Origin of the sequence: Sinorhizobium alkalisoli (assembly GCF_008932245.1) — a bacterium.
GTDB classification, from domain to species: domain Bacteria; phylum Pseudomonadota; class Alphaproteobacteria; order Rhizobiales; family Rhizobiaceae; genus Sinorhizobium; species Sinorhizobium alkalisoli.
This window is the reverse complement of record NZ_CP034910.1, coordinates 1,858,338-1,879,286: the sequence shown is the minus strand read 5'-3', so window position 1 is coordinate 1,879,286 and position 20,949 is coordinate 1,858,338. Positions and strand designations below refer to the sequence as shown.

The 20,949-nt window shown below is 62.6% G+C and carries 17 protein-coding genes; 5 read left to right on the top strand and 12 right to left on the bottom strand.

Annotated features, from left to right (window positions below):
- Window positions 1-24: 24 nt before the first annotated feature.
- From EKH55_RS26525 to EKH55_RS26500, 6 genes are all read right to left on the bottom strand, one after another.
- On the bottom strand, window positions 25-1,071 hold the full coding sequence (locus tag EKH55_RS26525; protein WP_151613793.1) for an ABC transporter ATP-binding protein: 1,047 nt from the start codon (window positions 1,069-1,071) through the stop codon (window positions 25-27).
- Window positions 1,072-1,092: 21 nt separating this feature from the next.
- Entirely contained in the window at window positions 1,093-2,811 is a 1,719-nt protein-coding gene (locus EKH55_RS26520) for a glycoside hydrolase family 32 protein (RefSeq protein WP_151613792.1), read from the bottom strand.
- Between the two features lie 3 nt (window positions 2,812-2,814).
- The gene (locus EKH55_RS26515; protein ID WP_151613791.1) at window positions 2,815-3,708 is read right to left on the bottom strand and encodes a carbohydrate ABC transporter permease; all 894 of its coding nucleotides are present in this window, start codon (window positions 3,706-3,708) and stop codon (window positions 2,815-2,817) included.
- Entirely contained in the window at window positions 3,701-4,642 is a 942-nt protein-coding gene (locus EKH55_RS26510) for a carbohydrate ABC transporter permease (RefSeq protein WP_151613790.1), read from the bottom strand. Before EKH55_RS26510 ends, EKH55_RS26515 begins: the two co-directional genes overlap by 8 nt.
- A gap of 152 nt (window positions 4,643-4,794) precedes the next feature.
- Window positions 4,795-6,078, bottom strand: a complete 1,284-nt coding sequence (locus EKH55_RS26505; protein WP_151613973.1) for an ABC transporter substrate-binding protein — start codon at window positions 6,076-6,078, stop codon at window positions 4,795-4,797.
- A 40-nt stretch (window positions 6,079-6,118) separates the two neighbouring features.
- On the bottom strand, window positions 6,119-7,123 hold the full coding sequence (locus EKH55_RS26500; protein ID WP_151613789.1) for a LacI family DNA-binding transcriptional regulator: 1,005 nt from the start codon (window positions 7,121-7,123) through the stop codon (window positions 6,119-6,121).
- 288 nt (window positions 7,124-7,411) lie between these two features.
- Here EKH55_RS26500 and EKH55_RS26495 point away from each other — a divergent pair, with 288 nt between their 5' ends.
- From EKH55_RS26495 to EKH55_RS26485, 3 genes are all read left to right on the top strand, one after another.
- The gene (locus EKH55_RS26495) at window positions 7,412-8,788 is read left to right on the top strand and encodes an NfeD family protein (protein ID WP_151613788.1); all 1,377 of its coding nucleotides are present in this window, start codon (window positions 7,412-7,414) and stop codon (window positions 8,786-8,788) included.
- Window positions 8,789-8,897: 109 nt separating this feature from the next.
- Window positions 8,898-9,668 carry a slipin family protein gene (locus EKH55_RS26490; RefSeq protein WP_151613787.1) on the top strand — a complete coding sequence of 257 codons (771 nt, stop codon included), beginning with the start codon at window positions 8,898-8,900 and terminating at the stop codon, window positions 9,666-9,668.
- Between the two features lie 174 nt (window positions 9,669-9,842).
- Window positions 9,843-11,093 carry an MgtC/SapB family protein gene (locus EKH55_RS26485; RefSeq protein WP_151613786.1) on the top strand — a complete coding sequence of 417 codons (1,251 nt, stop codon included), beginning with the start codon at window positions 9,843-9,845 and terminating at the stop codon, window positions 11,091-11,093.
- A gap of 110 nt (window positions 11,094-11,203) precedes the next feature.
- Here EKH55_RS26485 and EKH55_RS26480 read toward each other — a convergent pair whose 3' ends face one another.
- Window positions 11,204-11,593 carry a hypothetical protein gene (locus EKH55_RS26480; RefSeq protein WP_151613785.1) on the bottom strand — a complete coding sequence of 130 codons (390 nt, stop codon included), beginning with the start codon at window positions 11,591-11,593 and terminating at the stop codon, window positions 11,204-11,206.
- A gap of 331 nt (window positions 11,594-11,924) precedes the next feature.
- Between EKH55_RS26480 and EKH55_RS26475 the strand changes: the two genes are divergently transcribed.
- A complete protein-coding gene (locus tag EKH55_RS26475; protein WP_151613784.1) occupies window positions 11,925-12,377 on the top strand; it encodes a pyridoxamine 5'-phosphate oxidase family protein in 453 nt (150 codons plus the stop codon).
- Between the two features lie 50 nt (window positions 12,378-12,427).
- Here EKH55_RS26475 and EKH55_RS26470 read toward each other — a convergent pair whose 3' ends face one another.
- Together EKH55_RS26470 and EKH55_RS26465 are read right to left on the bottom strand one after the other, a co-directional pair.
- Entirely contained in the window at window positions 12,428-13,264 is an 837-nt protein-coding gene (locus tag EKH55_RS26470; RefSeq protein ID WP_151613783.1) for a universal stress protein, read from the bottom strand.
- 115 nt (window positions 13,265-13,379) lie between these two features.
- Entirely contained in the window at window positions 13,380-14,363 is a 984-nt protein-coding gene (locus EKH55_RS26465; protein ID WP_151613972.1) for a zinc-dependent alcohol dehydrogenase family protein, read from the bottom strand.
- 167 nt (window positions 14,364-14,530) lie between these two features.
- Here EKH55_RS26465 and EKH55_RS26460 point away from each other — a divergent pair, with 167 nt between their 5' ends.
- Complete coding sequence (locus EKH55_RS26460; protein ID WP_151613782.1) at window positions 14,531-15,004, top strand: NUDIX hydrolase; 474 nt, start codon at window positions 14,531-14,533, stop codon at window positions 15,002-15,004.
- A gap of 75 nt (window positions 15,005-15,079) precedes the next feature.
- On the opposite strand, the gene EKH55_RS26455 is transcribed toward EKH55_RS26460, so the two are convergent.
- The 3 genes from EKH55_RS26455 to EKH55_RS26445 all read right to left on the bottom strand — a co-directional run bounded on the left by EKH55_RS26455 (window position 15,080) and on the right by EKH55_RS26445 (window position 20,933).
- Window positions 15,080-16,234: a siroheme synthase family protein gene (locus EKH55_RS26455; protein WP_151613781.1), complete on the bottom strand. Its 1,155-nt coding sequence runs from the start codon at window positions 16,232-16,234 to the stop codon at window positions 15,080-15,082.
- Window positions 16,206-18,878 (bottom strand): nitrate reductase, encoded by a 2,673-nt coding sequence (locus EKH55_RS26450; protein ID WP_151613780.1) that lies wholly within the window; start codon window positions 18,876-18,878, stop codon window positions 16,206-16,208. Before EKH55_RS26450 ends, EKH55_RS26455 begins: the two co-directional genes overlap by 29 nt.
- Before the next feature lie 321 nt (window positions 18,879-19,199).
- Window positions 19,200-20,933: a bifunctional protein-serine/threonine kinase/phosphatase gene (locus EKH55_RS26445; RefSeq protein ID WP_151613779.1), complete on the bottom strand. Its 1,734-nt coding sequence runs from the start codon at window positions 20,931-20,933 to the stop codon at window positions 19,200-19,202.
- Window positions 20,934-20,949 lie beyond the last annotated feature (16 nt).

The following is a 20,949-nucleotide window of genomic DNA, read 5'->3' as shown; positions in this document are numbered from 1 at the left end:
TCACGCCAGTTGCCCGGCGGCGCGTCAGTTGAGGCGCACTCCTTCTGAAGAGAATAGATGGATCTTCGAGGGATCCGGGGCGATCGTGATCGGCTGGCCCGGGTCCAGGTCGACCCGGTCGCGCAGCACCAGCGTCATCTCCGCTGATCCGAGTTTCACGATCACATGCGTTTCGGACCCCGTCGGCTCCACGACCACGACGGTGGCGGGGGCGCCGCTTTCGGTAATCGTCAAATGTTCCGGTCGAATGCCGTAGATGCCGGCTGCATCGCCCTTGCCGTCGCTCGGCAGCGGCAAGGCCACGCCGCCGCTGGTGACGAATGATCCGTCCACGATCCTACCCTCTAAGAGATTCATCGCTGGTGAGCCGATGAAACTCGCGACGAATGTGTTGGCCGGCCGGTCGTAAAGCTCCAGCGGCCTGCCGATCTGCTCGACCTTGCCGCCGCGCATCACGACGATCCGGTCCGCCATGGTCATCGCCTCGATCTGATCGTGGGTGACGTAGACGGTGGTGGTTTTCAGGCGCTGGTGCAATTCCTTGATCTCTGCACGCATGGTGACGCGCAGCTTGGCGTCGAGGTTCGACAGCGGTTCATCGAACAGGAAGACCTGCGGGTGGCGGACGATTGCACGCCCCATTGCCACACGCTGGCGCTGCCCGCCGGAAAGTTGTTTCGGCAGCCGGTCGAGCAGGGGGCCCAGCGCCAGGATGTCGGCCGCCTCGCGCACGCGCTCGTCGATCGTTGCCTTATCCTGGCCCTTGAGCCTGAGCGCGAACCCCATATTCTGTGCGACCGTCATATGGGGATAGAGCGCGTAGCTCTGAAAGACCATGGCGATGTCGCGCTCCTTCGGCGCCACATCGTTAACGACGCGGCCGCCGATGCGGATGTCGCCGCCGCTGATATCCTCAAGCCCGGCAAGCATGCGCAGAAGCGTTGACTTGCCGCACCCCGAGGGGCCGACGAGGGTGACGAATTCGCCATCCTCAATGTCCATGGAGACGCCGTGGATAACCGGCACGGCGCCGTATTGCTTGCGAACCTGTTCGATCGAGACGGATGCCATGAAGTTCTCCCTGTTGACTTGTCAGAGCGCGAGTTGCCATAGGCGGGCGGCTGCGACATTGCCCTGGTGCGCGATGAGGCGGGCGGAGCGGATTCCGTCGAAACCGGGCAGGCGCTTCGTGCCCGTCCAGCGGCCATTGTCCGCAAACACTTCGATCGAGCCCATGTCGAGGAAGATGCGAAGCGTCGAGGGCCGAGCCCCGGCAGCGATGTAGCGGGGCGGAAATTTGCCCTCAGGCGCGTCATAGAGGATGCTCAAACCCTGCTCGTCGAGTCGGAGCCCGAGTTCGACCTCGGGATGGTCGAATTCGAGATCGAATGCAGCGCCCGGTGCCGAAAGATCGATGACGATCTCGACGGCGCCGTTGCCGAGATCCACCGCCTCGCCGGAAAGCAGCCGGTGATCGTCGATGAGTTGCCGACGCAGGCTCTCGGCGCCCGCGACCGGCGGCGTCCGCAACGCGCCGTCTTCGAGCAGGAGACGGCGCGGCAGCGTCATCGCCGTCGGGAAATCGGTCTTCTTCGATACATCCGTCCAGTTGGCGAGCCAAGCGATGCCGACTGGGCCGGCACGATCGACGAAGGCCTGGAATGCATAGGCGTCGGTACCGAAATCCAGCTCCTGCTCGAACTCCCTGAAGAAGGATCGGCCGTCGAAACGGCCGACGGTCGCGACCGTGAGGTTGCGCCTGCCGGTCGCCGGATCGCGGCTGGTGAGCAGCCCGAAAATCAGCGCCCAGCGGGTTTGCGGATCGTCCTCCGCCCCGTCGAGCGGTATGATGCAGGGACATTCGGCAGCCGTCATCCCGAAACGGTCCTCGCGGTGGAGAATGCCGATGTAAGTCCAACCGGCGGCTGCATCCGGATCAGCAGTTTCGTAAATGAGGACGACGCCCCCCGCCTGATCGCGGCTGCCGACAAGCATCTTCCAGCGGCCATCAGGGGCCTTGAACACGTAGGGGTCGCGGAAATCGAGTGTCAGATCCAGGCCCATCGGGCGCTCGGCAAGAACGAGTTCGGCTGGGCCGGCGGTCATAAGGTCGTGGCTTACCGCGGTCAACTGGATCTGTTCCTCGGGCTCACGGTCCTTGACCTGTTCGGTGAAGAAGACGCGGATGCCCGGTTCTTCGCCGGAACGCGGAATGGCCGAACCGGAAAAGGCGCCGCCACGGCCGTCGGCTCGTGCCGAAAGCTCCGCGGAGGGAAAGAGAAAGACCGGCAGATGTCGCCAGTGCAAATAGTCTTCGGAGACCGCGTGGCCCCAATGCATGGTGTTCCAGCGAAGGCTGTGCGGGTAGTGCTGATAGAAGAGATGCACGTGGTCGCTGAAGCGGCCGAATCCGTTCGGGTCGTTCATCCAGCCGAAGGGGGGCCGGAAATGGTAGCTGCCCGGAACGGCGGGCGGCGCATTACCCTCGCCGTACAAGAGCACACGGATGCCCTCCTTGAAAACGCTCGCTTCTGAGAAGGCATAGACAACCGAGACAGCGGTGGTGGTCGGGTCGTAGGTGAGCACGGTCTTGCCGCCACCCTCAACGACCAACGTCCCGTGCTCGAATTCCTCGGCATTTCCCGCGGAGAGCCGGCCAATTTCCTTTCCTTCCCGGCTCGCCGTCATCTCGGCCGGTGCTCCGGCCCCAACTGCCTTCAGCCACGCATGGATGATGGCGCCAGCGGGGAGGTCGGCGTTCAGCGATTCAAGGCTGCCGACAAGGGAAGAGGGGTTTGCATGGCTTGTCATTGATCAACCTTTCACGGCGGAACCAACGAAGGAGCTTACGAACCAGCGCTGGAAGGCAAGATAGAGGACGAGGATCGGGATCATCATCAGGACGGAGGCGGCCATGGCGCGATCCCAATAGATGCTGTCCTGACCGAAGAAGGTGGCGATGGCGACGGCGATCGGCCGGGCATAATCGGTCTGCGTCACGAGAATCGGCCAGAGATATTGGTTCCAGGCCTCGATCCCCATCAGGATCGACACGGTTGCCAGCGCCGGCAGGCTGAGCGGCAGGAAGATCGACCGGTAGATGCGGAAAACCGAAGCGCCATCGATCTGAGCGGCTTCGAACAGTTCCTTCGGCAGTTGCGCGAAGAACTGGTAGAACAAGAAAATGTAGAGCGGGCTTGCGACCCACGGCACGATCTGCACGGCGAAGGTGTCGGTCATGCCGGCGCGAGACACCATGATGACGAGCGGCATGATGATGCTCTCCTGCGGGATGACGTAGAGCGCGATTACCAGCGACAGGATCAGCGCACGGCCGCGCAGCGACCCCCAGGCGAGCACGAAGCCAGCCATGGAATTGACGATGAGCCCGAAGCCGACGGTGCTCGCCAGGATGATCAGCGAGTTCACGAGATAGCGGCCGAAGGCAAGCTGGCCGGAGAAATTGCCGACCTCCTGGAAGTTCGAAAGCGTGGGATCGGACACCCAGAAGGCCCGGAAACTACCCATATCCGCCAGGATCTGGAACCGGTCGTCCTTGAGGCTCGCCACGAACAGCATCAGGAGCGGCGAAACGATCACAAGGGCAACAATGAGAATGCAGGCGGTTTGGACGGTGCGCAGCGAGCCGATTGCGGAGCGCGCGGGCTTTACCTCCACCTGTGCTGTGGAAAGGACGAGATCAGACATCGTAACGCCTCAGGAGTTGGCGCTGCAGGAGCGCGATGACGAGCACGATCAAAAAGAGAATGACCGAGACGGCCGAGGCATGCCCGAGCTTCTGCTCTTCGAAGCCGGAGCGCACCATGTAGTGCACCACGGTTTCGGTGCTGCTCTTCGGACCACCCTGGGTCAGGATCGCGACCTGGGTATAGAGCTTGAAGGCCTGGATGGTGGTGATGACCAGGACGAACACATGTGTCGGCCGGAGCCCCGGCATGGTCACGTGCCAGAAGCGCTGGAAGGCGTTGGCGCCGTCGATCCGCGCGGCATCGTAAAGTTCGTCTGGAATGCCCTGCAGACCGGCGAGATAGATGATCATCTGAAAACCGTAGGCCTGCCAGGCCGAGAGAAGCACGATCGAGAACATCGCCCACTCGGGATCGCCAAGCCAGTCGATGGGCTGAATGCTGCCGCCGGAAAGGAAGCCGATTACCTGGTTGAGCGGTCCTGTCGGATACTGGAAGAGCGTGCCCCAGATGACGCAGACGACCACCATTGAGGTGATAGCGGGCAGGAAGAAGAGCCCGCGGAAGAAATTGCGGAACGGCAGCTTCTGGTGCAAGAGCATTGCCGTGGCAAATGCCAGTCCGCATTGGACCGGCAGTATCCAGAAGGTGAAGCGCGAGACATTCCAGAGCGATGTCCAAAAGAGATCGTCCCTGAGGATGCGCAGGAAGTTGTTGAAGCCGATGAAGCGAACGGGCGTCGGACGCGGCACCAGCGGCTGGTTGGTCATGGCCGTCCAGAACGACAGGAGGAACGGCACGATCAGGAAGATCGTCAGGAGGATCACCGCCGGCGCGAGCATGCCGATCTCCTGGTACAGCCGGCTTCTGTCCCGCCGCGAAGCAGGGTGGGTCGCGGTCACAGTCGTCGGCAGCGCCGATTGCTGCAAGGTCATGATCTCCTCCTTTTGAGTCGCGTTCAGCGCCGACTGGCGTATCGCCCGGCAGTCATTTGGCCGCGTGGTTGCCTGCCCTCTCAGATCAATCACGAGCTGTGATGCCTGACGGGCCGCGCGGCGCCGTGGGGCGCCGCGAAGCTGTGATCACGTCATGGCTGCTCGTCGAAGGGCGGGTAGCCGTCGTTCTCGTCGATATCCTCGTCGATCTTCTCTGCTGCGGCCGTGAGTGCGGCCTTGACGTCACCGCCATTGAAGATCTCGTCGACGGCTCCCATGAAAGCGGAGGTAATAATCGGGTAAGCCGGATGCGGCGGTCGTGCAACCGCGGTCTTGGAGGCCTGCTCGAAGGCCACGGCCATTGGGCCGCCGGCGTCGTAGAGCGGTGAATCGGCGGCAAAGCTCTTCAGGCCGGGATAAGCGGAGTCGTCCCGGGCATAGTCACGAAACTGCTTGTCCTTCAGCATGAAGCTGATGAACTTTCCGGCGATGTCCGGATGCTCGGACGCGGTCGTGATCCCCCAGATCCAGGTTCCGTTCGGGCTTGCTCCCTTCGGTCCGAATTTCGGCAGCGGCATCACCACGACATCGTCCTTCATCGAAGCGGCGGCTTCGGCATAGAACCAGTGACCACCCATCGCCAGGGCCGCCGGGTGTCCCTCGGCAAAGAACTGATTGGTGCCCGACGATTGCGGCACGACCCACCCGTTCTTCACCCATGTCTGCATCATAGCCATGGCATCGACGCAAGCATCGCTGTCGAGCGTTCCGACGGACTTCCATGTCGAGCGGTCGATAAGGTCGCAACCCGCCGATTGCAGGACCGGGCCATACGCATAGGTGATCCACTCGGTTTTGATGCCATAGCCGCGGAAGGTGTCGATCGGCCATTTGACGCCGTCGAGCTTGGAGAGTTTCTCGAGGTACCCCTCGAACTCTTCGCGCGTCCAGGCGTCGTCCACTCCCTTGGGGATGCGAGCGCCGATGGCTTCCAGGTATTTCCGGTTGCCATAGAGGACGACGGACGAGTCGGTAAGGCCGACGGCGTAAAGATCCTTGTCTACCGGATAGGTGCCCTGTGCGATGTTGGATTCGGTCATGTCGTCGAGGACGTCCTGGTCGATCAGCGGCTTGATCGGCTGCAGGTAACCGGACCAGACGTAGTTTGCCAGGAACGGTGCATCGAGTTCCATGATATCCGGCAATTGCCTGGACATGACGGCCGCGCTGAACTTCTCATTATAGGCGTCATGCGGCGCGTAAATGAGCTCGATATCCACATCCGGATTGGCCGCTTCGAACCGCTTGGCGACATCGCCATAGGTCGCAACCCAGCCGGGATCGCCTTGATGCATCACATGGATCACGGTCTTCGCCTCTGCGAAGCCACTCAGGGCGGCGGATGCCATCAGCAGTGAAAGTAATCGTTTACCCATCATAGTCTCTCCTCCTCAAATAACTTCACGCTGCACGAAATCAGACGGATGCTCGCTCCACCAATTGGAACGACAGCTTGCGCACTTCGCCCCGCGCAGCATCGCCGGCGAGCAGGATGTCGGCAGCCTGCCGCCCCATGGCGCGATGTGGCAGGGCCATTGTCGTCAGGGGCGGATCCAGACGCGACGCGATGTCGACCTGGTTGTCGAAACTCGCAACGGCGACATCGTCCGGGATCTGTGCGCCCACCCGACGCAGCGCCGCATAAACCTCCATGGCCACGCGGTCGTTGCCGCAAAGGATGGCATCGGGCGGATTGGGGCCGCGCATCAACTCGGTGACATGGGAAAGGACGAGACTAGGCGCCCTGTCGCTGTAGACGGCGCGACGGACGGCAGGCAAGACGCGGGTGCAAGTGCTGTCGAGGCCAGCATCGGTCATTGCCCGCCGGAAGCCCGCTTCGCGCAATTCGCCGGCAAGCAGACCAGGCAGGTTGATGAAGACGATATTGCGTCGCCCGGCATCGATCAAGTAGCTGGTGATCTCCTGCGCGGCGCCCACCTCGTCAGGCACCAGCGAAGTGACACGGTCATTGGCTTCGCGGCAATTGATCATCACGCCGACGGTATCCGCAAATTCCTCCGGCAGGGACACGGTCTTGTGGTACATGGCCGCGTAAGCGATCGCACGCGGACGGAAACGGCGTACCTCCTCCAGTACAGAGGCTACGTCCCGCCGGCCGCTCAGGGTCATTGCGAAGACTGCCATGTCGGATGCACGCGCTGCGCCGTCGAGGCCGCGTATGATTTCGGTGGCGAAGGGCGAGGTGATCAAGTCATCGGCGACGACGCCGATCAGCGGCATCCAGCCCTGGCGCATGCTGCGGGCGGCAAGATTGGTGACATAGCCGAGTTCCTCGGCGATCTCCTTGACGCGTTGCCGCGTCTCAACGGACATGCGCGCCGATCCGCCATGCAATGCGCCGGAGACGGTCTTGACGGAAACGCCCGCGCGCTTGGCTATGTCGGTCAGCGAGGCTGTCACGGATGCGGTCCTGTGGGTTAACGTTTACTCAGCATAAATACCATCGGTGGCGCATCAGTGTCAATCCCGTTGCGTGTCAGTGGCGTTGTCGATCTGGAGAGGCAGCTAGCTGCCCTTGCTGAACGTGCAGCGTCAATGCAACTTCTGCGGCAGGCTCCGAGGCCATCTCTTACACTTTCTGCCGTTCTGGCCTATATTAGGGAAGTCGAATTTCGACGAAGGGTAGTGGCATTGGAAAGCGCGATGCCGCGCGCTTCACGCGCCGAGACCAAGAGGCTTTGACGGCGGATGTCTAGAATCCTCGCCCTGGTGCTGTTGTTCCTGGCGGCGCTTGCGCTGCCGGCGCCCCGTGTGTCCGCACAGGAGCGTGTCGCGCTCGTCCTGCATGTGGACGGTGCCATCGGCCCGGCTACGGCGGAATATGTGACGAAAGGTCTTCAACGTGCCCGTGAACGGGGCGTCGCACTGGTCGTTCTGCAGATGGACACGCCGGGCGGTCTCGACACCTCCATGCGCGAGATCATTCGTGCCATCCTTGATTCCTCAGTGCCCGTGGCGAGTTTCGTCGCGCCCAGCGGGGCGAGGGCGGCAAGTGCCGGGACCTACATCCTCTATGCAAGCCATGTGGCTGCGATGGCGCCGGGGACCAATCTTGGCGCTGCCACGCCGATCGCCATCGGCGGAGGGCTGTTCGGCGGGGACGAGGGGGACAAGGAAACACCCGGTGACGCAGACGAGCAGAGTGCGGACAAGCGTCCGGCCAGTGCCGCCGAAGCGAAGCTCCTCAACGATGCGATAGCCTATATTCGCGGGCTCGCCGAACTGCGCGGCCGCAACGCTGATTGGGCGGAACGCGCCGTCCGGGAGGCGGCAAGCCTGTCTTCGGCTGCGGCGGCACGCGAGAATGTCATCGATTTTGTCGCTCCCACCATGGAGGATCTTTTAAGGCAGGCCGACGGTCGTACGGTCCGCGTCGCCCAGACGGATGTCCGGCTCGACATGGCGAACCTGGTCGTCGAGGATCTGGCGCCCGACTGGCGGACACGCTTGCTCTCCGTCATTACCAATCCGAACGTTGCTCTCCTGCTGATGATCGTCGGCATATATGGGCTGATTTTCGAGTTCCTGTCGCCCGGAACGATGGTGCCGGGCACGATCGGCGGCATCAGCCTATTGGTCGGCCTCTATGCGCTTGCCGTGCTGCCGGTGAGCTATGCCGGCATCGGGCTCATCCTGCTCGGGAGCGGGCTGCTGGTCGGCGAGGCGCATTCGCCGTCCTTCGGCGTGCTCGGAATCGGAGGCGGCATCGCCCTCGTGCTCGGCGCTGCCATCCTGTTCGATACCGACGTGCCGGGGCTGCAGGTGTCCTGGCGAGTTCTCGGCGGCATTGCGATCGCAAGCCTCGCCTTCAGTTTGATCGTCGCGCGCCTCGCCTTCCTCTCGCACCGGCATCGGGTCGTCACCGGTTCGGAACAGATGATCGGCTTATCGGGCAAGGTCGACAGCTGGGCGGGCGCCGCCGGTTACGTAATCGCACATGGCGAACGCTGGAAGGCGGTGAGCACGGAGCCGCTCGATCCGGGTGAGGAGATCAAGGTCGTCGGCCGCGACGGCCTGACGCTCAAGGTCGTGCGCCATGCGCAAGGCAGTTGGAGCGGCGGGTAAGGCAGAGCGTCCATAGTCGCCCTCCCATCCCGCACGATGTCGTGCAGCCGATCACGCGGTCTGTGGATCGGTGTGCCAAGACTCGCCAGGCGGGAAGAGGAGGATCTCGATGCCCTTATTTGGAAGTCTCGCCCCTTTGGTGGCGGCGCTGTTTCTCCTGCTGATCGTTATCGCCTATGCGATCCGGATACTCAGGGAGTATGAACGCGGCGTCATCTTCACGCTCGGCCGATTTACCGGCGTCAAGGGCCCGGGCCTCATCCTCCTCCTTCCTTATGTCCAGCAGATGGTGAGGGTCGACTTGAGAACCCGCGTTCTCGACGTCCCGAGCCAGGACGTCATTTCCCATGACAATGTTTCCGTCCGCGTCAGCGCCGTCATCTACTTTCGGGTGATTGATGCGGAGAAATCGACGATCCAGGTCGAGGATTTCATGGCGGCCACCAGCCAACTCGCCCAGACGACCTTGCGCTCTGTACTCGGCAAGCACGATCTCGACGAGATGCTTGCCGAGCGCGACCGTCTCAATGACGATATCCAGAAGATCCTCGACGTGCAGACCGATGCCTGGGGCGTCAAGGTGGCGACCGTCGAGATCAAGCATGTCGACATCAACGAATCCATGATCCGCGCGATCGCCCGCCAGGCGGAAGCCGAACGGGAGCGGCGCGCCAAGGTCATCAATGCCGAAGGCGAACAGCAGGCGGCAGCGAAACTGCTCGAAGCGGCAGAAATTCTCGCCCGGGAGCCCCAGGCGATGCAATTGCGCTATCTGAGCACGCTGAACGTCATCGCCGGCGAGAAGAATTCGACGGTGATCTTCCCCTTCCCGATGGAGCTTGCCAGCATACTCCCCAAGGCAAGGGGCTCGTCCGAATAATGCAGCCGCTATTGCGCATCAGGTACTGATCTCAACCTTGTTCCCCGTCCGTCGGCGGCTTTGACTTCGGTCACTGCGGGCCGTCCGCAAACAAGAGAGAATGTCGTCGCCTGTAATGGCGACTGTTCTCGTCATTGCAGCCTGCTGAACAAAACCAGGGGTCTGGACATCCTGATGGAATCGCTCATTCCGAGATTCGGCCTTGCTCTTGCGATCGGCCTTCTTGTCGGCCTCGAACGCGGATGGCGCGAGCGGGATGCACCGGAGGGTAGCCGCACGGCGGGCATCAGGACCTACGGGATCTCCGGCCTGCTTGGCGGCGTATTCGGCGCTCTGGCGCGAGAGCAAGGCGGCGGCTTCATTTTCGCCGCCGGGTTCTTAGGCTTCGCCCTCGCTTTTGCATGGTTCAAACTGCGTGAGGCCCGCCATGACGCCGACTTCAGCGTCACCGGCGTCGTCGCCGCGCTTTGTGTGTTTGCGCTCGGCGGATTAGCGGTTGCCGGCGACTTCCGCGCGGCGGCGGCCGGCGGGGCTGCCGTTGCCGCTGTGCTTGCTAGCCGCGAGGTCCTTCACAAGCTTCTGAAACGCCTGTCATGGATCGAGTTGCGCTCCGCACTCGCGCTTTCGGTCATGACGGCGATCGGTTTGCCTTTGATGCCCGACCGCGCCATTGATCCGTGGGGCGGCTTCAACCCCTGGGAGATATGGTTCTTTACCGTCCTCAGCGCCGCGATTTCCTTCCTGGGCTATATCGCCGTGCGTCTGTTCGGTTCGACGCGCGGGCTGCTCGTCAGCGGACTTGCCGGCGCTTTGGTCTCCTCGACCGCCGTCACCGCGAGCTTCGGGCAGAAGGTCCGGAGCGGCGAGAGCGCAAAGGCTTTGGCCGGCGCGGCGAACCTGGCTGCCGTTGTATCGCTTCTGCGGACGCAGGTGATCATCGCCGTCATTTCCCCGGCGGTCCTTCCGCAGGTCGCGCCCGCAGTCTTTGCCGGCGCCGCAGTCTTCGCGCTCGTTGGTGCCGTGTTGATGGGGCGTGGATTAACGCCGAATGGCCGGGCGGTGAGCGCACGAAATCCCTTCGACCTCATGCCGCTGCTCATTTTCGCAACGCTTTTCGCGTTGACCGCGACCCTGGGGGCGGCTCTGGTGGTGCATATCGGGCACGAGAGTCTCATTGCCGTCTCGGCGCTGTCTGCAGCCTTCGACGTGGACGTCGCCGTCCTCAGCGCATTGCGGACAAGCAGCCAATCCCTGCCGTTGACGATCATCGGCGATGCGGTGCTCGCAGCCATCGCCGCCAATGCCGCCGGCCGGGTTTTCGTCGCCGCAGTTTCGTCCGGCACCACGGCCTATTGGCTTCCGCTGGCGATGACCTCGGCATTGGCCGTCGGCGTCGGCTGGGCGGTCCATCTGACGATCGGATGAGAGCAACCGCGAAAACGGCCGTTGCGCAGATTCTATGAGGTAAAGCAAGCGCCGCGCGTCTGAAAAGTCGCGCGGCGCTGTAATATTCCCGTGCCGGAGCGCTCCGGCTGCTACATGACCATCCTCGTCGCGACTTCCTCCGTCAGCTCTTCCTGATCGTCGCGAACCTGCCTGGCCGTCTGCGCTGCCATTTGCGAGCCGAGCCGCGTCAGGCGCTCGGCCTCGTCGGAATAGTCCTGAAGTGCCTCCCGCCAGAAGCTGCAATAGAGATCGAAGCCGTCGCGCGCGTAATCCGACGCGAGCAGTTCCTCCAGGAATTGTCTGTCGTGTTCGCTGCGGTTTTTGATGAAGGTCAGCACTTCGATCTGGTAACGCAGCATTGCCTGCATCGCCGTCGCCTGGAAATGTCCCATCGACAGCAGAAACATGCGGCCGTCAACCGCTGCCGGAACCTGGGGCCAAAATGTGGATGCGAACTTGTCCGTGGTCTTCTTGGGCATGAAGGCAACTCCTCTATTCGCTGCTTCTTGTCGCCCTGTTCGACAATCGGATTTGCGAACGACGCTCAATACGTCTCGCCTAGGGCTCAATTCCGACGCCGTGTCACTCTCATCAAAAACATTATCAGGCAGCGATGCTTACACTCTTTGATCCGCGTCAATCACCGGCCCACTGCATGTCTCCTTTGATCGAGCTCGATTTGGGGACAAAGACGCGCGGCGCTGTAGGTGACCACCGAGGTGGATGAAGCTCAGCCCTTGAGCTATCTCAATGCAGCTCGAGCGGTCTAAGATATAAATCATTCTGGCCGCAGGATGAAGGGATAGAACCATGTTCGTCAGGGAAATGTCCGAGCACGAATGCCTCGCCCTCGTTTCGTCGCATCGCTTGGGGAGGCTGGGCTGCGTCAAGGGCGACAGGCCGTATGTCGTTCCCATCTACTATGCTCATGCCGGCCAGTGTCTCTACAGCTTTTCGATGCCTGGGCAAAAGATCGAGTGGATGCGCAGTAATCCGCATGTCTGCGTGCAGGTCGACGAATTTCTGGACCGGCACCAGTGGAAAAGCGTGGTCGTGCACGGACGATATCAGGAGCTTCCGGAGAGGGGGCAATGGCATCAGGAGCACCTGCATGCCTGGTCGGCGCTCGAGGCATATCCGAATTGGTGGGAGCCGGGAGGGCTGAAACCGGCACCACAGGAGATCCTCGCCACGTCGCCGCATCTCTTCTATTGCCTCGTCATAGATGAAGTGACCGGACGGGCTGCGGTGGTGGAAGGCTAGCGCATCGGGCTTTCCGCAAATCGTACGATTTTCGGGCCGATGCGCTACCTTTAATGGACCATGAACACCGGCGCCGCTGCCGTGTCGATCATTGATTTCGTGACACCCCCGAAAATCCGCTCGCGCATGCGCGAGTGGCCATAGGCGCCCATGACGATAAGGTCGGCGCCGATCGCAAGCGCATGCCGGTTGATGACGTCCTCGACACGATGGCCGGAGCTCGGCAGACGGTCAACCGTGACCTTGACGCCGTGGCGGGCGAGGTAGGCGGCGATGTCGGCGCCCGGCTCGCCACCGCTCTTTACGGGCGAATCCTCCGGATCGACCATGGTTACATGCACGAGATCGGCGGCGCCCATCAACTCCAAGGCCTCGCCTACGGCGCGCGCTGCCTCGATGTGGGAATTCCAGGCGAGCAGCACCGTTTTCGGGGCCATGGTCGCGCGTCGGCCCTTCGGCACCAGCAGCACGGGCCGGGCCGAGTTGAAAAGGGCGCCGTTGACAGTGCGAGCCCGCAATTCGGGATCGGCGGCGAGCCCGGTGCCGATCAGTGTCAGATCGGCATAGCGGGCGCGGTCGCCTATTTCGTTGTCGGCCCAGGCAAATTCAGAATAGATGCTGTCGACTTCAAAGGAGACCCCCGTTCTGGACAGCACGGCCTTGGCCCCCTGCACACCCTTGCGCAGATCGGAGAGATCCCGTTCCCGTTCATCGAGCCACGCGACCGACATCGTGGCGGCATAGTCGCCAAGCGGGGGCGGTGCGGCCAATTTGACCATCAACGCGGTCAGATGGGCTTCGCTCGCCGCGCAGATATCAGCCGCCGCCTGCAGATCATCTTCAAAACCGTTGACGCCGATCACGCTGAGAATGGTCTTGTACGTCATCAGGAATCTCCTTCGCGGGTTGATCCAGGTCATGTGGCATGATCGTAGATTGTCGGCGGTTGCGATCATTGATCCGTGTCAACAAGCTGAGCGGGGGCGGCAGCAAAGGCGGCCATCAAGGCACCAACACGGCGGCGCCGCTCAGTCTGCCGTTGCGAAGGTCATCGAGGGCGGCATTCGCCTCATCCAGGGGATAGACGCTTGTGCGGGTGTGCACTCCGGCGCGCGCGGCGATCTCGAAAAATTCGCGCGCGTCCTGACGCGTCAGATTGGCAATGGACAGAAGCTCGCGCTCCCCCCAAATGAGCGCATAGGGCATGGCAGGAATGTCGCTCATATGGATGCCGCCGCAGACGACGCGGCCTCCCTTGCGCACCGCCTGGAGCGCTCTCGGTACAAGAGGTCCGACCGGTGCGAAAATGATTGCTGCGTCCAGCAACTCGGGCGGGGCTTCGTCCGATGTCCCGGCCCAGACCGCACTGAGCTCGCGCGCAAAGCGCTGCGCCGCCACGTCGCCGGGACGCGTGAAGGCATAGACCTCCCTTTCCTGCCAGGTACAGATCTGGGCGATGATGTGCGCGGCGGCGCCGAAGCCGTACAGACCGATACGCCGGCCTTCTCCTGCCCGCTTCAGCGAGCGCCAGCCGATGAGCCCGGCGCAGAGCAGGGGCGCGAGCGCCACCGGGTCGCCCGCAGGATCGAGATCGAATGCGTAGTCGGCGTCAGCGACGACATTCGTTGCGAAGCCGCCATCCCGGGTATAACCGGTAAATAGCGGCGCATCGCAGAGATTTTCCGCTTCGGAGCGGCAATAGAAGCAGGTGCCGCAGGTGTGGCCGAGCCATGGCACGCCGACGCGGCGGCCGATCCGTGCCTGATCCACGCCGGCGCCGACCGCCTCGACCACACCGACGATCTCGTGGCCGGGGACAAGCGGCAGCCTGGGCTGCGGCAAGTCGCCGTCTACCACATGCAGATCGGTCCGGCACACGGCACAGGCTTCGACCCTTAGGCTTATCTGTCCGGCAAGCGGATCGGAAAGCGGGCGTTCAACCATTACCAACGGTTTGCCGATTTCCTCTAGCACCATCGCTCGCATAGCCGAGCCTTTCGCGGAGAGCAGGTTGGCCACATGCTGAGCTTCCGACTATAGCGTATGGTTTTGACAAGAGTGCGGTTTTTCGAAAGCCGCGCGCAGAGCGTCCCTTCACAGCTGTGTCGATCACTGCGACACTGGCGTTTTTCGGCAGCAACCGAGGATAGCAAATGTCGAAGAAGAGCGCGGGCATTCTGCTTTACAAACATGAAGCCGGCAAGATTCTCGTCCTGCTCGTACATCCTGGCGGACCCTTCTGGAACAACCGTGATCTTGGAGCCTGGTCGATCCCAAAGGGAGAATACGGTCCCGATGAGCAGCCGGAGGCCGCGGCACGGCGCGAGGTCCACGAGGAGACGGGTATCGCGGTGACCGGCCGACTGACGTCTCTTGGCGAGGAGCGCCAGAAAGGCGGCAAGCTGGTCGCAGCCTTTGCGAGCGAGAGCGATTTCGACATCGACCGCCTCCGGAGCAACAGTTTCGACATGGAATGGCCGCCGTGCAGCGGCCGCACGCAATCGTTTCCGGAGGTCGATCGCGCCGGCTGGTTCACGCTTGCAGACGCGCGTGCGAAGATAAACCCGGCGCAGCGGCCGTTTCTCGATCGACTTGAGGCGTTGTGCCCCAAGGACTCCGAGCCCTGAGTCTCGTACTGCACGTCTCCGTAAGTCGACCTAGGTTAAAGGGCAAAGACATTTGCTGCCGCGATCTTTGCGCGTCTAACAAGACGCGCGGCGTGGTAGGGTGGAATGGACTGCCCGAATTGCCATTGCCGCGGCATTGTCGTCGCCGTTCTCCGCATGCACGCCTGCGACAAGCTCTACGGCGATGCCGAGCCGTTCAAGCCTTTCCGCTTCCTCGATGCCCGCGCTCGTCGCCCTCGGATTTCCGGGATGAAGCCGAACGACGCGCTTGCCCGCTTTGGCGAGCGCCGCCACTTGCGCTCCATCCTCAGCCCTCGGTTTGCCGCTTGCCGTAGCGTTCAACCGGCTGACGAGGATGCGCTTGGCCTCACGGCGGGCGAGTTCCAGGACGTCGCCGGAAATCTGCTCGTCATAGACAATGACATCGGCGGCTTGCAGGGCGCGCACCGCCTTGAGCGTCAGCAATTCCGCATCGCCCGGACCGGCCCCGACGATGGTGACGCGGCCGATGGCGGGGCGTGGCGTCGCCAGACGCCCCAACTCTGCCATCAGCCGCGTCTCCACACCCTCCTCCGGTGTGTCCTGGAAGGACCGATCGACGAAACGCTCCCAAAAGATGCGGCGCGCGGCACCCGGCTGCAGCCGCGCATTGACCCGTTCGCGGATCCTCTGGGCGATCGTTGCCCAGTGCTTGATCGCCGGCGGCAGCAGCGTTTCGATGCGCCGACGGATCGCCTGGGCAAGGATCGGTGCCGCTCCGTCGGTCGAGATCGCCACCACGACCGGGGAGCGGTTGACGATTGATCCGAACTGAAACTGGCAGAAGGCGGGCTTGTCGATGACATTCACCGGAACGCCGGCCGTTCGTGCCGCCTTGAAGAAGGCTTCCGCTTCGGTACCGTCCTCGCAATCGCCGATCGCCAGAGCTGCGCCTTCGAAGACGCCGTCGTGCCAGCTGTCGTCGTGATGGACGAGACGGCCACATTCATGGGCAGCCCGACGGGTGATGAGGTCGAGAAGGCCTTCGCTCGCTTCGGAACGCCGCGCGTAGAGATGGACCTCGGCACCGCAAGCCGAAAGCAGTTCCGCTTTCCAGGCGGCCGCATCGCTGCCGCCGGCGACGACCACCCTTTTGCGCGTCAGCGACCAGAAAAGCGGCAGCGTCGCCAATGTTGCGACGCGATGCGGCTTTGGACTCACGTCATTCGGCAGCGGCTGCAAGACAGGCATGGATTATCCCTCTGATCTCGGCGCGGCAGGAGCCGCAATTGGTGCCGGCACTGAGTTTCTCGCCGATCGTCTCGACATTGTGGCAGCCGTCGCGTATCGCGGCGGTGATCTGGTTCACGCCGACACTGAAGCAGGAACAGACGGTTGCGCCCGGATCGGGCTTGTCGGCGCCGGGCCGCCCCGCCGTCACGGCGAAGCGCCTGCTGAGGTTTGCGTGCGACGCGCCAAGCTGCGACACCGCCCAATTGCGCGCGACGGCAACCGGCCGGGGTGAAAGGAAGAGCGCCGCAAGCAGCCGGTCTTCGTCGAAGAAAGCGAGGCGCAATTCGCCGGAGGTCCGGTCGGTGTAACCAATCGGCTCAATATCGGCAGCGATGGAGAATACCTGCCGACACCAGTCGATCCAATCGGGGCCATTGCCCCTGAAGGCGAGTTCCATGCGCCATCCGCCTTCGGCCTTGGCGACCGCCCAATAGGGCGCATCGAACACCTCGGGTTTTTGTGCGGAAACGGCGAAGCCGTAGGTCTTGGCCGCGAAGCGCGTGGCGCGGACCGCCACGTTCTTCGAGGCGGGCTGTCCGGAGAAAGGGTCCGTGACGGGTGGCACAAGTGCGTCGACGCGGCCCTTCGCGGCGAACTGATCGTTCCAGTGCATCGGCACGAAGAGATTGCCTTCCGCCTGCCGCTCGGTGATCAGGGCGCGCACGACCACGACTCCGTAGGGGCTTTCGATCGTCACGAGATCGGCATCCGCTATGCCGAGCTTCTGTGCATCGCGCGGATGGATCTCGACGAAGGGCTCGGCGAGATGGCTGGAGAGCCGGGCGCTCTTGCCGGTGCGCGTCATGGTGTGCCAATGGTCGCGTACCCGGCCGGTGTTGAGCGTGAAGGGGAAGGCGTCATTGGCGGGTCTTGCCTTCGCCGCTTCGACCGCGATGAAATTGGCGCGGCGGTCCGGATGGTAGAACCCGCCCTCGGCGAAAAAACGCCTCTCCTCAGGCGCAGTGCCTTTCGGCTGCGGCCACTGGAAGGGCGGGAGATCGTCGTAGCCCGCCTCGTCGATCGCGGCATGAGCGCTGATGTCGAAATCACGGCGGCCGTCGTTCTCGAAGCCGGAAAGGGCGGCGTGTTCGGCGAAAACCTCGGCCGGAGAGGTGTGGCCGAAGGCTTCCGCAAATCCCATTCGCCGCCCGACTTCGGCCAGTTGCCACCAATCGGCGCGTGCTTCTCCGGGCGCAACGAGGAAGGCGCGCTGGCGCGAGATTCGTCGCTCGGAATTCGTCACCGTGCCGCTCTTCTCGCCCCAGCCGAGCGAGGGCAGAGTCACATGGGCGTGACGGGCCGTATCTGTCTCCCGCAAGACGTCTGAGATCACGACGAAGGGACAGGCCTTGATCGCCGCCTCGACCGCGTCGGCGTCGGGCATCGACACGACCGGGTTCGTCGCCATGATCCACAACGCCTTGATGCGCCCGTCGGCGACGGCGCGAAACATATCGACCGCCTTGAGGCCAGGTTTGGTTGCTAGACCAGGGGCGTTCCAGAAACGCTGCACAAGATTGCGGTGGTGCTCCTTTTCGAGGTCCAGGTGGGCCGCGAGCATGTTGGCGAGCCCGCCGACTTCGCGCCCGCCCATGGCGTTGGGTTGACCCGTCAGCGAGAAGGGGCCCATGCCGGGCCGGCCGATGCGGCCGGTGGCGAGATGGCAATTGAGGATGGCATTGACCTTGTCGGTGCCGGCGGCCGACTGGTTTACGCCCTGGCTGTAGCAGGTCACGACCTTCTCGGTTTCTTCGAACAGCCGGTAGAAATCACCAAGCTCCGTCTGCGTCAGGCCGGTCGCCCTGGTGAGTGCGGGAAGGTCCAGCGCCGAGGCGGCGGCAAAGGCTTCCGGGAAGCCACGCGTATGCGCGGAGATGTAGTTCTGGTCGATCGCACCACTTGTCGCAAGATGGGTGAAGAGGCCGTTAAAGAGTGCCGTGTCACCGTCGGGCGCGATCGCCAGATGCATGTCGGCGATGTCCGAGGTCATCGTCCGCCGCGGGTCGATGACCACAACCTTCATTTCCGGCTGGCTCGCCTTTGCCGATGCGAGGCGCTGATAAAGCACCGGATGGCACCAGGCGAGATTTGAGCCCGTCAGCACGACGAGGTCGGCAAGCTCCAGGTCCTCATAGGTTCCCGGCACCGTGTCGGACCCGAAAGCGCGGCGATGCCCCGCCACCGATGAGGACATGCAGAGCCGCGAGTTCGTGTCGATATTGCCCGAGCCGATGAAACCCTTCATCAGCTTGTTGGCGATGTAATAGTCTTCCGTCAGCAATTGCCCCGACACGTAGAAGGCGACCGAATCCGGACCATGTTCCGCGATGCTTTGCGAAAAGCGCTCGGCGACGAGGGCAAGGGCTTCGTCCCAGCCGGCCCGCCGTCCACCGATTTCCGGATAAAGGAGGCGGCCTTCCAGGTCGAGGGTTTCGGCGAGCGCCGATCCCTTGGAACAGAGCCGTCCGAAATTGGCCGGATGCTCGGGGTCGCCCTTGACGCTGACCGTGCCGTCATCACTGACGCGAGCGATCACGCCGCAGCCGACGCCGCAATAGGGACAAGTGGTCTTCGTGCACTTCTCTTGGACCGGTTCTGGCATTCGATCGTACCAATTCCTCGTTTGACCACCGGATCAGGTGGAATGCGCCGCTTGAGAACGCTCCCCATCGCGAGCCTGCCCAAACGAAAAACGCCATGCAATTCAGCCAGTCTCCCTGAGGGAGTTGGATGAGTTACACAGCGTCGATGCTGGCGCCTGGATGTAAGGCTGGCGGTGGGGCCGCTCCGTTGCGGATGCACCGTTTCTAAGAAGGGCCAAGGCGATGGAGCCGCCTGACTGCCTGCCTATACTGGCAAAAAAAACGCGAGTGCACAAGATTTAATAGTTTGCATTTTATGCCTACAAAATAGGCAATATGCCTTAACCGAAGTCTTTCAGGAGCAGTCCTATGGTCACCAGGCTCAAGAGGACGGTCAGGCACTTCCAGAACAACAGAGGGTTGCGATCCATCAGGGACTGCGGATTAGTCGCGACCATGTTTGGGTTCGGATGCGAGAGGTCGTACACGAACTCCGATAACACCTGATACCGCTTGGCGGGATCGGGATGGACCGCCTTGCGGATCGCCCCCTCCACCCAATCCGGCACATCCGGGCGGATTTGCCGCAAGCTGCTGAAGCGCAGCTTCTGTTGCTGTCGCCGATTGCGAGTCCGCGCGACTGCCGCGCCATAAGGCAGACGACCGGTCAGCATCTGGTAGGCGATCACGCCGACCGAATAGAGGTCGGATTGCTCGCTCCCATGGTCCCCCACGAAATATTCCGGGGCCGCATATTGGACTGTGCCGAGTATGTCGCCGCGGTCGATCCCTGGCGCTGCCTCGTTGAGGCCAGCCACCAAGGCCGAACCGAAGTCGATGATTTTCACGGTCCCGCTCCGATCGATCATGAGGTTCTCGGGGCGCAAGTCCTGATGGATGATTTCCTTGCGGTGGAGCGCGCGAAGACCGTCAGCAATCTGGCCGATGATATCGCGCACAGCGCGGAGATCGGCTTGCGGCCGGTCTGCCATCCATTGAGCCAGGGTCTCGCCTTCGACGAATTCGGTAACCAGGTAGAGGAATCTGCGTGGCTTTAGCGGCTGCCGACTCTTCAAGACGTGCACGCTCGAGAGGCGGCGCGCGATCCATTCCTCCATCGCGAAGCGCCGAAGGTAGTTTTCGTCTTCGCGCATGTCAGCCGATGTAAACTTCAGAGCCACGCGCTCACCCGTTTCCGGTTCGGTGGCCAGAAAGATATGGCTGCGGTGGCTCGCGTGGATCTGCCGGTGAAGCTGGTAGCCCTCGAACTCACAGGGCACGCGAGGCAATGGCGCCGGGGGCAACGAATCTGCCTTGTCAAAGACCGGCTCCAGGTCGTCTTCAGGCAGGCCCTCGATCCGGACGATCTGAATCGTCAGATTGTCGCTGCTTCCCGCTTCATGGGCCGACGTTGCAATAGCGGCCGCTGCGGCGGAAAGGTCCGCGTTCGAAGTGATGCATGCGGCAATAGTCCGGAGAGAAACGCTGTCGTGAACGCCGTCGGTAGTCAGCACGAAGACGTCCCCGGGCTGGAGATCCAGCCGGCGATAGTCGATCTCGACGGAGGGGAGCAATCCAAGCGCTCTGCCCAGATAGCTCTCGCCATGTGAAGGCGCCAGGCGATGATCGGTCGTCAGCGGCTCAAGGCTGCGGCCGGAAAGCCGCCAGATGCGGCTGTCGCCGACATGGAAGAGATGAGCCCTCCGGCCCTTCAGAACGAGCGCCGAAAACGTTGTCACATGGGCGTGATCGCGATCTTCGAGGCCCCGGTTCTGGGCACTGAGCCATGAATTGGTCGCGTCGATCACGCGGCTTGCGGCGGTTTTGACCGTCCAGGCATCGGAGGTGCAGTAATAGTCGGTCAGGAAGCTCTTGACCGCTGTCTCCGCGGCGATATGGCTGACCGGGCTCGAGGAAATGCCATCGGCAATGGCAAGAGCGATGCCCTTCACCGTGAGGGCGGCACCGTCCGGAACGATGGCGCCATGGAAATCCTGATTGATCGTCTTGCGACCCGCCGACGAGTACTGGCCGAGATCAACCGTGAGTTTGCCCGGGGTGAGCGACTTCAGCATCAAACCTTCCCAAAAA

Coding starts and splice junctions, on each gene's coding strand:
- EKH55_RS26455 (WP_151613781.1), bottom strand. CDS start 16,234: ATGCCTGTCTTGCAGCCGCTGCCGAATGACGTGAGTCCAAAGCCGCAT.
- EKH55_RS26460 (WP_151613782.1), top strand. CDS start 14,531: ATGTCGAAGAAGAGCGCGGGCATTCTGCTTTACAAACATGAAGCCGGC.
- EKH55_RS26445 (WP_151613779.1), bottom strand. CDS start 20,933: ATGCTGAAGTCGCTCACCCCGGGCAAACTCACGGTTGATCTCGGCCAG.
- EKH55_RS26475 (WP_151613784.1), top strand. CDS start 11,925: ATGTTCGTCAGGGAAATGTCCGAGCACGAATGCCTCGCCCTCGTTTCG.
- EKH55_RS26465 (WP_151613972.1), bottom strand. CDS start 14,363: ATGCGAGCGATGGTGCTAGAGGAAATCGGCAAACCGTTGGTAATGGTT.
- EKH55_RS26515 (WP_151613791.1), bottom strand. CDS start 3,708: ATGTCTGATCTCGTCCTTTCCACAGCACAGGTGGAGGTAAAGCCCGCG.
- EKH55_RS26510 (WP_151613790.1), bottom strand. CDS start 4,642: ATGACCTTGCAGCAATCGGCGCTGCCGACGACTGTGACCGCGACCCAC.
- EKH55_RS26480 (WP_151613785.1), bottom strand. CDS start 11,593: ATGCCCAAGAAGACCACGGACAAGTTCGCATCCACATTTTGGCCCCAG.
- EKH55_RS26525 (WP_151613793.1), bottom strand. CDS start 1,071: ATGGCATCCGTCTCGATCGAACAGGTTCGCAAGCAATACGGCGCCGTG.
- EKH55_RS26450 (WP_151613780.1), bottom strand. CDS start 18,878: ATGCCAGAACCGGTCCAAGAGAAGTGCACGAAGACCACTTGTCCCTAT.
- EKH55_RS26520 (WP_151613792.1), bottom strand. CDS start 2,811: ATGACAAGCCATGCAAACCCCTCTTCCCTTGTCGGCAGCCTTGAATCG.
- EKH55_RS26485 (WP_151613786.1), top strand. CDS start 9,843: ATGGAATCGCTCATTCCGAGATTCGGCCTTGCTCTTGCGATCGGCCTT.
- EKH55_RS26490 (WP_151613787.1), top strand. CDS start 8,898: ATGCCCTTATTTGGAAGTCTCGCCCCTTTGGTGGCGGCGCTGTTTCTC.
- EKH55_RS26495 (WP_151613788.1), top strand. CDS start 7,412: ATGTCTAGAATCCTCGCCCTGGTGCTGTTGTTCCTGGCGGCGCTTGCG.
- EKH55_RS26470 (WP_151613783.1), bottom strand. CDS start 13,264: ATGACGTACAAGACCATTCTCAGCGTGATCGGCGTCAACGGTTTTGAA.
- EKH55_RS26505 (WP_151613973.1), bottom strand. CDS start 6,078: ATGGGTAAACGATTACTTTCACTGCTGATGGCATCCGCCGCCCTGAGT.